This window comes from Streptomyces albus subsp. albus, from assembly GCF_000719865.1.
Lineage (GTDB): Bacteria > Actinomycetota > Actinomycetes > Streptomycetales > Streptomycetaceae > Streptomyces > Streptomyces albus_E.
In genome coordinates this window covers 177,996-191,773 of record NZ_JOID01000018.1, presented here as the reverse complement: position 1 = coordinate 191,773, position 13,778 = coordinate 177,996, and the positions used below count along the sequence as shown (strand labels likewise).

General features: G+C 76.8%; 9 protein-coding genes and 1 pseudogene. 5 read left to right on the top strand and 5 right to left on the bottom strand.

Annotated features, from left to right (window positions below):
- Positions 1 to 115: 115 nt before the first annotated feature.
- The 3 genes from IF83_RS0120410 to IF83_RS0120400 form a co-directional block, all read right to left on the bottom strand.
- Entirely contained in the window at positions 116 to 622 is a 507-nt protein-coding gene (locus IF83_RS0120410; protein ID WP_037680651.1) for a GNAT family N-acetyltransferase, read from the bottom strand.
- Between the two features lie 302 nt (positions 623 to 924).
- Positions 925 to 4,434: a sacsin N-terminal ATP-binding-like domain-containing protein gene (locus IF83_RS0120405; protein ID WP_030546192.1), complete on the bottom strand. Its 3,510-nt coding sequence runs from the start codon at positions 4,432 to 4,434 to the stop codon at positions 925 to 927.
- A gap of 783 nt (positions 4,435 to 5,217) precedes the next feature.
- Positions 5,218 to 6,174 (bottom strand): DUF3027 domain-containing protein, encoded by a 957-nt coding sequence (locus IF83_RS0120400; RefSeq protein ID WP_051723011.1) that lies wholly within the window; start codon positions 6,172 to 6,174, stop codon positions 5,218 to 5,220.
- 951 nt (positions 6,175 to 7,125) lie between these two features.
- On the opposite strand from IF83_RS0120400, the gene IF83_RS0120395 reads away from it, so the two are divergent.
- From IF83_RS0120395 to IF83_RS0120380, 4 genes and pseudogenes are all read left to right on the top strand, one after another.
- Complete coding sequence (locus tag IF83_RS0120395; RefSeq protein ID WP_030546189.1) at positions 7,126 to 8,781, top strand: MFS transporter; 1,656 nt, start codon at positions 7,126 to 7,128, stop codon at positions 8,779 to 8,781.
- A 26-nt stretch (positions 8,782 to 8,807) separates the two neighbouring features.
- Positions 8,808 to 9,326, top strand: coding sequence for a hypothetical protein (locus tag IF83_RS0120390; protein WP_051723008.1), 519 nt, complete (start codon positions 8,808 to 8,810; stop codon positions 9,324 to 9,326).
- A 169-nt stretch (positions 9,327 to 9,495) separates the two neighbouring features.
- A pseudogene (locus IF83_RS0120385) lies at positions 9,496 to 10,272 on the top strand (futalosine hydrolase); the annotation flags it as partial.
- A gap of 473 nt (positions 10,273 to 10,745) precedes the next feature.
- Positions 10,746 to 11,798 carry a 1,4-dihydroxy-6-naphthoate synthase gene (locus IF83_RS0120380; protein WP_244177142.1) on the top strand — a complete coding sequence of 351 codons (1,053 nt, stop codon included), beginning with the start codon at positions 10,746 to 10,748 and terminating at the stop codon, positions 11,796 to 11,798.
- 374 nt (positions 11,799 to 12,172) lie between these two features.
- Here the strand turns inward: IF83_RS0120380 and IF83_RS35340 are convergent, their stop codons facing one another.
- Positions 12,173 to 12,556, bottom strand: a complete 384-nt coding sequence (locus IF83_RS35340) for a cold-shock protein (RefSeq protein WP_030546181.1) — start codon at positions 12,554 to 12,556, stop codon at positions 12,173 to 12,175.
- 183 nt (positions 12,557 to 12,739) lie between these two features.
- On the opposite strand from IF83_RS35340, the gene IF83_RS0120370 reads away from it, so the two are divergent.
- Positions 12,740 to 12,994, top strand: coding sequence for a hypothetical protein (locus tag IF83_RS0120370; RefSeq protein ID WP_030546179.1), 255 nt, complete (start codon positions 12,740 to 12,742; stop codon positions 12,992 to 12,994).
- Here IF83_RS0120370 and IF83_RS0120365 read toward each other — a convergent pair.
- A complete protein-coding gene (locus tag IF83_RS0120365; RefSeq protein WP_078843653.1) occupies positions 12,967 to 13,650 on the bottom strand; it encodes an HAD family hydrolase in 684 nt (227 codons plus the stop codon). The genes IF83_RS0120370 and IF83_RS0120365 overlap by 28 nt on opposite strands.
- Positions 13,651 to 13,778: the final 128 nt, after the last annotated feature.

Sequence of the window (13,778 nt, the reverse complement as noted above, 5' to 3'; positions counted from 1 at the left end):
GGGGCGGGGCTGGGCGGGGCTGGGCGGGCGGTTCAGCTCGGCCCCGTCCGGTCGGGCCGGGGCAGATCCGGAGGCGGCAGGTCGGTGAAGCCGGGTCGGGTCAGGCCGGGCCAGGTCAGTTGGTCAGGCCGGGCCAGGCCGGGCCAGGCCGGGCCAGGTCCAGTTCGCCGACGATCTGGTGGCCGCTCGTCTCACCCGTCCGCCGGAAGCCGAGCTTCCGGTAGAACGCCTCGGGGCTGCCCTCGCCGGGTGTCCAGGTGACCGTCACCCGGCTCCCGCCGCGCCTGCGGATCTCCTCGCACACGGACTCCACCGCGAAACGGCCGTATCCGCGCCCCTGTTCGGCGGCGTCGACAGCCAGCCGCCACAGTCCCGAGCGGGGCCGGTCGCCGGGGTCCTCCGGGTGGAGGCGGACGTCGAAGAAGGCCATCACGAACCCCACCAGCCGGTCCCCGTCACAGACCAGCCGGGGCCAGGCGATGTCCGGTTGTGCGTAGGCCTCGGCCAGTGAGCGGGCGACCGGGGCGACGAAACGCTCCTGGTCCGGGCGGACCGCCAGGCGGCACGCGGCCAGAACGTTGTCGGCTGTGACCTTCTCCAGGCGGAGGGGAGACGCAGTCATGCCGCGCACCGTACCGGCGCCGCCCGGGTGGCCGTCCACCCCGTACCGGCGTCCGGCGCGGACTGGACACCGGGCACGGCTCGGGCGGCGGGCACGGCTCGGGCATGAGCATCGCGCACGGCTCGGACGCCGGTCCCGGGCGCGGACTGGCGTACCGCCGCTGGTCCTCCGCCGAGCCCGGTCACCCCGGTCACCCCGGTCGCGCCGGTCACCCCGCTGCTCGGAGGGCCCGAGCTCCGCGCGCCGTCCGGACTCCGCCGCGCGCCCGTGCTCCTGGCTCCGGCACCGGCACCGGCACCGGCTCAGTCGAACCAGCGGTCCCGGGCCAGTTCCTCCGTGCGGGACAGGTCCTCCAGCAGGGCCGCGACCTCGAAGCGGCGGGGCCACTGGCCCGCCGCCCAGGCCAGGCCCGCGGCCACGCCCTCCACGGTCGCGGCGTGCACCACGCCGTCGGGGGTGCGGCGCCAGTCGACCTCCACCAGCGGGGCCGCGGACCCCGCCGCGTCCTTCCCGCCGGAGCCGCTCCCGCCGGAGCCGCTCCCGTCCGCGCCGTCCGCTCCGGCGCGGACGAACAGCTCCTCGTACTCGGTGTAGGCCTCGGGGGTGCCGGGGCCCAGCAGGACGCGGACCGCCTCCGGGACCTCGCGGACCTCGCCCGCGTCCGGGTCCGCGACCGGGGCCGGGTACGCCTCGCTCAGCCGCCGCACCTGGAGCAGCTCCGCCAGGTCCGCCGCCCGCGCCGGGCTCACCGGGACCAGCGGGCGGTCCCCGGCCAGCGGCAGCAGATCGGGGGCGTCGGCGATCAGGGCGTCGGCGGCGTCCACGACCCGTACGTCGCCCGCCGCGCCGACGACCGCCCGGAGTTCGTCGGGCAGGGTCACCTGTTCGGGGTCGAGGACGGCCAGGGCGTTGTAGAGGCCGTGCAACTGGCGTGGGCGGACGGGGCGTTCGGGGTCGGCCAGCCGGTTCAGCAGTTCGGCGGCGCCGCCGGGCTCGTCCAGGAGCGCGGCCACGGAGGTCCGCACGCCCAGGGCGCGCAGCACCTGCTCGTCCTCGAAGCCCGTCGCGTCGGCGGCCTCGTAGAGCCCCGCCAGCAGCGGGTCGCCGCCGGCCGCGCGCAGGCCCGCGGGACGGCGGCCGTCGAGCACCGGGTGCCCGCGCAGCCACCAGGCGGTGTACGGGCGGACGGTCTCGGTGGTGCCGTCCGGGAGCAGGACGCGCACGGGCTGGGTCAGGGCGTCGCGCAGCGGCGGCCGGGCGAGCAGCGCGAGGGCCCGGGGCCAGGCGTCGTCGTCGACGAGGTCCAGGTCGCGGACGGCCGTGATCTCGGTGGCGACGGGCGGCACGGGGCTGTCGGGGAGCTGGTCGAGGACGTCCTCGCACCAGACGTCGACGGAGTCCAGGAGCCCGGTGTCGTCGGGCTCGGCGTAGTCGCTGTCGCGCGGTTCGAACTCGTCCGGGTCGAGGACGACGTCGGTGGCGCGGACGAGGGCGAAGGTGGACTGCACGCCGACCGCCGCGAGGGTCTCGGGGCCCCAGCGCCCGGCGAGGCCGGCGTCGCAGGCGGCGAGTTCGCCCTCGCGGATGACCTGCTCGAAGTCGCTTCCCGGGAAGACCAGTTCACCGGCCGGGGCGAGTTCGCCGTCCTCGTCGGGGAGGGCGAGGGCGCCGAGCCAGGGCTCGTCGTCCGGTGCCAGGCCGGCGTCGCGGACGAGGCCGAGCACGGCCTCCGCCAGCTCGTCGGCGTCGAGGGTGTCCTCGTCCCAGACGTCCTCGCTGTCGAGGGACGCGGCGACGGCCGCCCGCACCTGCGGGGTCGTCAGGACGGCGCGGGGCGAGGCGGGGAGAGCGCCCAGCTTCTCCAGCAGCGGGTGGGCGGCGTCGGGGTGGGCGACCTTCAGGCCGAGACGGGCGAGGGTGGCGGCGCTGGGGGCGGCGGCCTCGCCGGGCTGCTGCCCGGCCGTCGCGGTGGCGCCGTCCTCGGTGGTGCCGTCCGTGCCGGTCCTGTCCGCGCCGGTCTCCGCCGGGCGGTGCTCCTCGCCCGGGAGGGGCAGCAGGACCTGGCGGGGTCCGATGGTGGTCCGGCCGTCGGCGAGCGGTACCGGGAGGCCGCTGAGCCGCTCCGGGTCGGTGCCGGCCAGGCTGTCGTAGAGCCGCCGCCACCAGGACGGCGGGCGCTCCACGCCCGCGAGCCGGTCGACGGCCTCGCCGAGCGGCACCCGCACCACGCCCAGGCCGCGCAGCTCGGGACGGCGTTCCAGGCCGGCGGGCAGCAGGCCGGGGAACAGCTCGGCGAGCACCTTGACGGTCCCGGCCCCGGCGCCCTCGACGATCTCGGCGTCGACGGGGCGCAGCCGTACGGGGCGCGGGCCTCCGGGCGTGGCGGCGCCGGACGTGGCGGGACCGGGCATGGCGGCCCGCACTTCCCCGCCCGTGCCCGTGCCCGCGCCCGTTCCCGCGCCGGTCCCGGTGCCCGCGCCCGCGGCGGCCTCGCGGCCGTCGAAGCCGGGGAGCGTCTCCCACTCCCGGTCCGCGGCGGCTTCGTCGTCCTCCTCGGGCGCCGTGCCCGCGCCCGCCAGGAACGGCACCCTCGGCAGCAGCCGCAGCACCTCGGCGCGCAGCCGCCCGTCCAGCCCGCCCTTGCCGAGCGGGCCGGGCACCAGGTCGATCGTCCCGGTGGCGAGCGGCTGCCAGTCGCGGAGCAGCGCCGCGTACGTCTCGGCGGCGCGGGCCGTCAGGAAGTCGGTGAGCGGGCCGGGCGCGGTGTGCCGGCGGGTGGGCTCCAGCGGGAAGGAGCCGATGAGCAGCGCGGGCAGGCCGAGGGGTTCCTCGGTGGGGGTCGGCGCGTGCACGACGGACGCCGTGGCGGGCCGGGCCGGGGCGCCCTCGGCGTCGACGGGGACGGCCCAGGTGACCGACCAGACGGGCCGCAGCCGCTCCTCGACCGGGCGGTCGGCGAGCAGTGCGGGCTCCAGCCGGCCGCCGGAGGCGGCGGTGCGCCAGCGCGTGGTGCCGCGCGCGCTGTCCTCGACGACGGTGTACGGGCCGTCCTGGCCGCGGGTCAGCGTCCGGACGTCCTCCTCGGGGATCTCGACGACGATCTCGTCGAGGCCGGGCAGCGTCAGCAGCAGCGCGTCGTCGACGGCGGCGAGGAGGCGCTCCGCGAGGTCCTCGGCTGCGCCGTCGCGCAGGGGCAGCACGACGGCCGTGTCGTAGCCGAGCGGCGGGGAGCCCTCGGCGGGCAGCGGCAGGCGCAGCAGCGGTACGTGGCCGTCGCGCCGGCGCAGCTCGTCGGCCAGGCCGGGGTTCGTGCCGGCCGCCTCGGCCGCCAGGTCGCGCGCCTCGGCGAGGGACCACCGGACGCTGCCGCTGCGGCTGATCACGGCGGGCTCGTCGCTCACGGCCAGGACGGCGGCGAAGCCGACGCCGAAGCGCCCGACGGACGGGGTGCCGTCGCCCTCCTGCCACTCGTCGCGCTTGGCGGAGGCGCGCAGCGTGGCCAGCGACTCGACACCGGCGGCGTCGAGCGGCGCCCCGGTGTTGGCGGCGGCCAGGACGGCGGGGCTGTCGCCCTCGGCGGCGTGCAGGGTGAGCCGGAGGCGGCCGGGGACGCCGGTGCGGGCGGCGGCGTCGGCCGCGTTCTGGGCGAGTTCGACGACGAGCCGGTCGCGGTAGCCGCCGAGTGCCAGGTCCTCCTCGGCGTTGGCGTCCTCGCGGAATCGCGCGGGCGAGGCGGCCCACGCGTCGAGCACACCGCGCCGCAGCCGCGCCGTCCCGTACGGGTCCTGCCCGCCGGTCGCCGCTCGCACCATCGCCGTGCCGCTCACGTGTCGCTCCTTCTCCCGGGTGCCGTCGCGCGTCCGCGTTCGTCCGTGCGCCTGTCCGTGCGCCGGCGCTGCGTCCGCCCGTCCGGTGCAGTGGCTGCCAGCGCTGAACGTACCGCCTCCGGCCCGCCGGCGGCTCCGCAGCCCCCTCCGGCGGACGGGCGGGGGCGCACCAGCGGGGGCGCACCGGCAGGTCACGGGAGACGCGGGCGGACGGGGCGCCGGGACGAGGGCCGGGCAGGGCCGGCCGGACCTCGCCCGGGCCGGAGTCCGGAGTTGGTGACAGACGGGCCGACGAGCCGCCAGAGGTCCGGACCCTCGCGGCCATGACGGGATTTCCGGCTCCCGGGCCCGAACTCGGTGGAAGACCGGATACGAGCCCCGGACGGGTGGCACGGGCCCGGCCGGAAACGGAGGGCGTCCCGCCGGGTGGGCAGGGCTCGGAACACCGGAATCCACAGGTGGCGGCGGTGGGCGGGGCGCCCCGGCAACCGGCACCCGAACGGCTCTCCACCGGACAGCCCTTCGGTGACCTTGGCCAGCTTGCCCACATCGACCGCCTCCCGCCCCGCGAACGGGCGGCCCCGCCGAGCGCCCGGGCGCACCCGCACAGGTCCTCCGGGTACGGCACGGGCAGCCGACCGCCGCGGACGCCCCTGCCGGGCCCGTGCCCGGCCCTCGCCCCGGACGGGTCGGCGCACCCTTGCCCGACGGCTCCGGCGACGCCCGGGGCCCGTGACCCCGGGGGGCTCCCCGGAGTCGCGTCCCGCGTCAGGAGCCGCCGGGCTCCCCGGGGACCGTGTTCTCCGCCGGGCCGGTGTCTCCCGCCTGGCCCGCGTCCTCCGCCGAGCCGTCGGGCCGGCCGGGCCGCAGCGGCATCGGGTCCACCCTGGTCTCGTCGATCACGGGCGGTGCCGGGCGCGGCGGCTTCGGCATGACGGCTGCCTCGGAGTGGCCCCCGCAGCCGTACGTCAGGGAGACGACATGGCCGTCCGCCGGGCTGAACTCGTTGGCGCACACGCCGAAGGCCTGCCGGAGCGAACCGGTCAGCGGTACGAGGAAGCCGCAGGTCATGCAGGCGGCGGGGGCCGCCTGGGCCATGGCGCTCCGCGCCCCGTACGACTCGTCCCAGCGGTCGGCGGCGGTGTGCAGCCCGTAGCGGGAGAGCACGCGGGCGCGGCCCATGCCGAGCTCCGTGGCGACGGCCGCGATCGTGCCGGAGGCGCGGGCGGGGGACGGACGGCCGGCCGGCGGGCCCGCGGTGACTTCGGCGTCCTCGGCCGCGACGCGCTCCTCCATCTCCTCGGAGAGGGGGGAGTCGGGCGGCGGGGCGTCCTCGCCGGTGTAGCCGGGTTCGAGGCGGAGGTCGTCGGCCTCGGTGGGGAGCAGATCGCCGGGGCCGAGGTCGCCGGGGCGGAGCCGTTCGCTCCAGGGCACCCACTCGGGCGCCAGCAGGGCGTCGTCGCCGGGGAGCAGGACCGTCTCGTCGAGCGTGACGTTCTTGGCACGCGCGGCGCGGGCGACGGTGACCGCCCAGCGCCAGCCGCGGTACGCGGGCTCCAGGCAGGCGAAGTAGTGGGTCACGACCCGGTCGCCGTCCGCCACCGCCCCCAAGTGCTCGCCGACGGCCGCCTCACCCGCGGCCGCCACCGCCTCGGCGCGGGCCATGTCGACCGCCTCGGCGCACAGACGGTCCGGGGTCCGGCTTCGCATCGTCGCAGCACTCACAATGAATCGATTCTCTCCTACGCCGTCTCACGGGTGCGCCGGCCGACCGTGCCGAAACGGCGGGCTGGGGAGGCGCGGGCGGAGCGGACCGTGGGGCCGCGTCGACGTCCGCGCCCGACCGGGCCCGGGCGCACCTCCTGCGAACCATTCTGCGGGATCGTGGACAGGCACGCGGCCGGGAACAACAGCCGGTGGCGCATTATGTGCACGCTACCCCCATGACCGGGCCCCGGCCCACCCTGCCCTCGTCTTCGGCCCGGCCCGGGGGGCGGCTTGGGGGCGGCTTGGGGGCGCCGCCCCGGCTCGTCGCCCGGTTCGCCGGCCGTGCTCCGGCCGGTTCGCCGCCTGATTCGTCGCCCGGTTCGCCGCCCGGTTCGCTGCCCGGTTCGCTGCCCGGTTCGCTGCCTGATTCGCCGCCCGGTTCGCCGCCCGATTCGCCGCTCGGTTCGCCGCCTGATTCGTCGCCCGGTTCGCCGCCTGATTCGTCGCCCGGTTCGCCGCTCGGTTCGCTGCCGGCTCAGCCCCGTCCGGCACGGCCCCGCCCCGAGCCGCTCCCGGCTCCGCTCCGATACCTCCGCTCTGCCTTCCCGGCGCGGACACGGGGCACGGGCACGCCGCGGGCTCCAGGACGCGGGCACGGGCGCCGGCTCCGCCTCGTTCCGCCGGAGCGTCCCTCGCCGGCACTTCGTCTCCCCCTCCGCCGTCCGGTTTCGCGGCGCGGTCCCGCACTCCCCGCTCACCGGGGCAGGGGCGCTGCTCGTCCCGGCCGGGCGGCGGTGCGTTCCGGGCCGGCGCTTCCCCTCCTCCTCTCCGCCGTCCGGTGGCAGAGCCGGGACGCGTCGAACGAAAAGGCCATGCGGTGACGGAGTTGGGGCAGGATGGCGGAGTGGCAACCGACCGGCCGTGCGATGCGACGGGCCCGCTCCCCAGCCGAGCGGGCCGGAGGCCGCCATGTCCCGGCTGAAGGGCTTCGTCTCGGGGCTCGGCCGCTTCGGCCGCGCGCTGCGCTTCCCGTTCGCGGCGAGCGGCCGGCACATCCGGCGCGCGACGCACGCACAGGGCGCGGGTGAGTCCGGCCTCGGCAAACTGATCGAGTTGCATGCCGTCAACTCGGCCGGCGACATGCTGATCACCATCGCACTGGCCTCCACGGTCTTCTTCTCCGTCCCGACGGACGAGGCCCGCGGCCGGGTGGCGCTGTATCTGGCGATCACCATGGCGCCGTTCACGCTGCTCGCCCCGGTCATCGGCCCGATCCTGGACCGGCTGCCGCACGGGCGGCGCGCGGCGATGGCGGCCGCCATGCTGTTCCGGGCGCTGCTGGCCCTGGCCCTGTCGGGCGCGGTGGCCACGGGCGGCCTGGAGCTGTACCCGGCGGCGCTCGGGGTGCTGGTGGCCTCGAAGGCGTACGGGGTGGTGCGTTCGGCCGTCGTACCAAGGCTCCTGCCGTCACAGATTTCCCTGGTGAAGGCGAACTCCCGGGTGACGCTGGCCGGTCTGCTGGCCACGGGCATCGCGGCGCCCGTCGGGGCGGGACTGCAGGTCGTCGGGCTCGCCTGGCCGCTCTACGGGGCGTTCGCGGTCTTCATCGTCGGCACCTTCCTGTCCTTCTCGCTGCCGCCCAAGGTGGACTCGGCGAAGGGCGAGACGGCGGCCCAGTTCTTCGACCACGGCAGCCCGCACGGCTGGGCGACCGGGGCGCCGGCCCGGGCGCTGGAAGCGGCCCCGGGCGCGGCCTCGGCTCCGGGCGCGGGCGCGGCCTCGGCTCCGGCTTCGAACGCGGCGGGTGCGGAAGCCGGGGGGCCGCCGGCCGCCCGGGGCCCCTCGGCCGAGCCCCGGAGCGCGGGCATCCCCGGCGCGGGCATCCCCGAGGCAGTCGGTACGCAGGCGCCGGGCACCGCACAGCACACCCCGCCCCCCGCACCCACCGCACCTCCCGCGCCCCCCGCCCCGCCGGGCGCCGCGCCAGGAGCCGGCTCCGGCTCCGGCCCGAGCGGCCAGGGCAAGCGGCCCGGGCTGCGCTCCGTCGGCCCGTCCGTGCTGCACGGTCTCCAGGCCAACACCGCGCTCCGCGCGCTCTCCGGTTTCCTGATCTTCTTCCTTGCCTTCCTGCTCCGCGAGGAGCCCCTGAACGGGCAGAGCGCCGCCGTCTCCCTCGGGATCGTCGGCGTCGCCGCCGGGACGGGCAACGCCCTCGGCACCGCCATCGGCGCCTGGCTGAAGGACCGCGGCCCGGAAGTGATCATCGCCACGGTGCTGGCCCTCGCCCTCGTCGTGACGATCATGGCCGCCGTGCTGTTCGGCGCCGTGGCCCTCGCCGTCGTCGCCGCGGTGGCCGGGCTGTCGCAGGCGCTGGCCAAGCTCTCCCTGGACGCGATGATCCAGCGGGACGTCCCGGAGCGCGGGCGGACTTCCGCCTTCGCCCGGTCGGAGACGCTGCTCCAGATGTCCTGGGTGGTGGGCGGAGCGATCGGCATCGCCCTCCCGCTCCACGGCATCCTCGGCATGGCGGTGGCGGCGGTATTGGTGACCCTGGGCGCGGTCACGACCGTACGGGGGCTGCTGACCGCCGCGCGGCGTGGCACGCCGCACCCCCGCGTGGCGTGAGCAGGGCGGAACGATAGCCTTCGGGCATGACCGTTGCCACGCGGCCGAGCCGCAATCCGATGCAGTCACGGGGACGCGGGCTTCGCACCGCCGGCGCCCTCGCAGCCGTGTCCCTCGGGCTCGCCGCCCTGGTCGCCTGTGAGAAGCCGACGCCGATGGCGACGGTCACCGCGGGCTCGGACTCGGTGTCCAGTGAGGCCTCCTGCTACAACGACGGCAAGAAGCTCGCCCAGAAGCAGCTCAACGACTGCCTGAACAAGGGCGGCGAGGAGCTGGCCGTCGGCGACGCCGAGCGGGTCCGCATCGGCGTCGACCCGGAGATCGCCGAGTCCGGCTGGGCCATGGTCGTCAACGGCCAGGGCGTCATGCCCGAGGCTTCGGAGGACACGTACCGCTCCTTCGACCACGACGAGATCTTCGCGCCGCGCCAGGGTCAGTCGGGCGGCGCCGAGGTGCCGAAGACGGCGAAGGTGACGATCGTCGAGGTCGACAAGAAGGGCGAGGCGCGGGGCACCTGGTCCTTCACCCTGAAGCGGGAGTCCTGACGGACCGCCGCTCTCCTCATCGGAGCCCCATGGACCGCCGCCCCCGGGAGTGCCCGGCGGGCGGCGGTCCGCGCGCGTTCCGGCACGCGCGGCGCCCGGCCGCCGTGTGCCGCCGGCCGGGCTTCGCGACGGGCCCGACGGGCCGTCCCGGCCGTGGGAGTGACCGCTGATGCGCGTACTCGTCGTGACGGCCGTGCCGGCCGAGGCCGACGCGGTGCTGGCGGGACTGGGCCGCGGGCCCGGCTCGCCAGCCCCCGTCCGCGAACTCCCGCTGCCCGGCTACCTCCTGCGCCGCCACGAGTGCCCGGCTCCGGGTGACACCGAACCGGCGACGCCCGGCGCGTTCCGCGCCGTTGACGTGCTGTCCGCCGGAGTCGGGCCCGCGGCAGCGGCGGCCGGGACCGCCGCCGCGCTCACCGCCGCCGCGCTCACCGGGCAGCCGTACGGCCTCGTCGTGTCGGCCGGGATAGGCGGTGGCTTCCCCGGGACCGCGCCGCCCGGCTCCGTCGTGGTGGCGGACGCCGTCGTCGCCGCGGACCTGGGGGCGCAGACCCCGGACGGATTCCTGCCCGTGGACCGGCTGGGCTTCGGCCGGTCCGTCCACCTGCCGCCGATGGACACCGCGCGCCGGATCGCCGAGGCGCTGGGCGGAGCGGGCCTGGACGTGGCGCTCGCCCCCGTCCTCACGGTCTCCACCGTGACCGGCGGCGCGGCCCGCGCCGCGGAGCTCGCGGCCCGCCATCCCGGGGCCGGGGCGGAGGCCATGGAGGGCTTCGGGGTGGCCGAGGCGGCGGCCGTCCACGGGCTGCCGGTGCTGGAGATCCGGACGGTCTCCAACCCCGTCGGCCCGCGCGACCGCACCGCCTGGCGCATCCCGGAGGCCCTGGCGGCTCTCACGGACGCCTTCGGAACCCTCGCGGGACCGACGGCGACGGCAGCCTTTCGGGCCTTGGCCGGGGCCGGGACCGGCCGCCTGGACGGCACCGGCGATGGCGGGGGCAGTGGCACCGGCGATGGCGGAGGCAGTGGCGCTGGCAGCGGCAGCACCGGTGGCGGCAGCGGGGACAGTACTGGTAGCGGCGGTGACAGCGGAGGCAGCAGCGGCACCGGCTGCGGGGGCGTACCGGTGACACGCACCCGCCAGGCGCGGGAGGCGCGGGAGGAACACCGGACCGACCATCCGCAGCAGCAGGGAAGGAGCAGCGCGTGAACGGCAGGGCGGAAGACATGGCACGGACACCGCGTGACGCGCACACGGAGAGCGCGGCGGACACGGCAGCCGTGGCGGACACAACAGCCGCACGGGAAACGGCAGCGGCGACGGATACGGCAGCGGCGGACACCACGACCGCGGCCGCTGGGCCCCGCACGGAGAGCGCGGGTGCCCAGTGCGGCCCGGGTTCGCCGGGCGGGCGACCGCTGCGCATCGCCTACTCGCCGTGCCCGAACGACACCTTCGTCTTCCACGCGTGGTCGCACGGGCTGGTGCCCGGCGCCCCCGCCCTCGACGTGACGTTCGCGGACATCGACATCACCAACGGCCTCGCCGAACGGGCAGCCGCGGCCGCGAGCCGGGCAGCCGCGACGCCGGACAGCGGGGGCACGGGCGCCGGCAAGGGCCCGGACACCGGCGCGGGCGCGGAAACAGGCACCGGCACGGACACGGGCAAGGGCACCGCCGCCGGGCCGGGAAGCGCCCCCCTCTCCCCCGGCTCCGGTCCCGTCTCCGACTCCGACCCGCGCCTCGGCCCCCTGCTCGACCTCGACGTGCTGAAGGTCTCCTACGCCGTCCTGCCGTGGATCCTCGACACGTACGCCCTGCTGCCCTGCGGCGGCGCGCTGGGGCGGGGCTGCGGCCCCCTGGTGCTGACGGCCGCTCCCGGCCGGGCCGCCGGTCTGCGCGGCAAGCGGGTGGCGGTTCCGAGTGAGCGTTCGACGGCGTACCTGCTGTTCCGGCTCTGGGCGGCGGCCGAAGTGCCGGGCGGGGTCGGGGAGATCGTGGTGCTGCCGTTCCACGAGATCATGCCCGCCGTGCGGGACGGCGCGGTCGACGCGGGACTGGTCATCCACGAGGCCCGCTTCACCTACCGGGACTACGGCCTGCACTGCCTCGCCGACATGGGCGAGCACTGGGAGAACACCACCGGGCTGCCGATCCCCCTGGGCGCCATCGTCGCGAAGCGCTCGCTGGGTGAGCGCCGGCTGCGGGAGCTGGCGGACGCCGTGCGCGCCTCGGTGCGGATGGCGTGGGACGACCCGGAGGCGTCACGGCCGTATGTGCTGGAGCACGCCCAGGAGATGGACCCGGCCGTCGCCGACCAGCACATCGGCCTCTACGTCAACGAGTTCACCGCGGACCTCGGTGAGGCCGGGTACGCGGCGGTGCGCGGACTGCTCACCCGCGCGGCGGCCGAAGGGCTGGTGCCGCCCATCGCGCCCGACGCGCTGGCGTTCCCGCCGTCGGCCGGGTGACCGGCGCCGACGACCACCACTGGCCGGGGAGACGCCGGGGGCCACGACCGGGCACGGACGGCTCGGCGTGGTGACCGCAGTGACCGCAGTGGCCGGCCGGCACACGGCCGTCGGACACGGCGGGGCGCCGGGGGCCGGCTCGGCCTCGCGGTCGCCGGACGCGCGGGCTCCACGCGCCGGGGACCGGACGTCCGTTCGCGGAACGGGTCTTGGCGCCGTCCCCGGCCGGCGACTCCCGGTCCGGGAGTACTTGAAGCATGCGGTGCCGTCACGGGCCCGCCCCGAGGCGACGGCACTGCCCCGGCCGCCGGCCTTTCGGACCCCGGGCCCCGGACCCACCACGGCCCGGCCCCGGCCGCGCCCCCGGCCCCGCCTCAGACGTCCAGTTGGTCGGCGACGGCGCGGAGCATGCCCGCGATCTTCTGGCCGTGGACCCGGTCCGGGTAGCGGCCGCGTTCCAGCTGGGCGCCGACGTTCTCCAGGAGGGTCGTCAGATCCTGGACGATGGACGCCAGTTCGTCCGGCCTGCGGCGCTGCGCCGCGGCGACGGAGGGCGTCGGGTCGAGGATGGTCACGGAGAGCGCCTGGTCGCCCCGGTTGCCCGCGACCACGCCGAACTCGACCCGCTGTCCGGGTTTCAGCGCGTCGACTCCGGCCGGGAGCACCGAGGAGTGCACGAAGACGTCGCCGCCGTCGTCACGGGAGAGAAAGCCGAAGCCCTTCTCACTGTTGAACCACTTGACCTTGCCGGTAGGCACGTCTGTCCTCGTCCTCGTACTCGTCGGGGATGGCACACACAACAACAGCAGCTGGATCTCAGGCTAATGCTCCCGTGCCCGGTGACAAGAAGTCGCCGAGTGGTTCCCCAGCGTTCACGGGGAACGGTGAGCGGGGCGGAGGCCCCCGGTCCCGGGCCGCCGATCCCGATCTACCCTTGTGGGGTGAGCAGTGAAACCCCAGCAGACGGCGCCGGTCCCGGCGACCGGCTCGTACGTGTCGGCGGCGTCATCTTCCTGATCGGCGCCGTGGCCACCGTGGTGACGGTGGCGCCCCTCTTCCTCGGCCGGCCGCCGTTCCCGACGGCCGCCTATCTGATCTCGATGCTCATGGGTCTCGGCTTCGCCGTGGCCGGGGCCGGGGTGCTGCGCACCATCGCGGCGCAGCGGCGTCAGGCCAGGGGCGCGGGAGAGGCCTGAGAGCCCTGCCCGGTCCGGGACGCCCGGCCGGTCGGGGAGGCCTGCTCGGTCCGGGAGGCGAGCCAGCCCGGGAACGCCGTCAGGTCGTCCAGGATCACGTCGGCCCCGGCGGAGCGCAGTTCCTCCGCGTCGCACGGGCCGGTCGGCACGGCTATCGAGAGCGCGCCGGCCGTGCGCGCGCCCCGTACGTCGCCCGTGTGATCGCCGACGTAGACGGTGGCACCGTGCGCGCGCAGCGCCTCCGCCTTGGCCTCCGCCCAGAGTGAGCCGACGACGGCGTCCGGCTCGATGCCGAGGTGTTCGAGGTGGAGCACGGCGTTGGGCTCGTGCTTGGCGGTGACGACGACGGCCCTGCCCCCGGCCCGCCGTACGGCCTCGACGGCGTCGCGGGCGCCGGGCATGGGGAGCGCCGGACCGATGGCGTACCGCGGATAGATGTCCCGGTAGAGGTCGGCGACGGCATCGACGCGGTCGGCCGGGAACCAGTGGGCGAGCTCGTGTTCGAGGGGCGGCCCGAGCCGGCTGATGACGAGATCGGCGTCGACGGACGTCCCGGTGAGGTCCGAGAGCGCCAGGAAGGCGGCCTTGATCCCGGGGCGGGAGTCGATCAGCGTCATGTCGAGGTCGAAGCCGACCGTCGGGGAGTGCGATGCCATACGGGCCATTGTGCCCGGGGCCCGGACACCCGGTTCCCCGCCCGTGCCGGCCGCCGCGCTCCCCGGCAGCCCATGCCTGCCATGTCCCGTCCCGGCACCGGCACCGGCACCGGCACCGGCCACTGTGC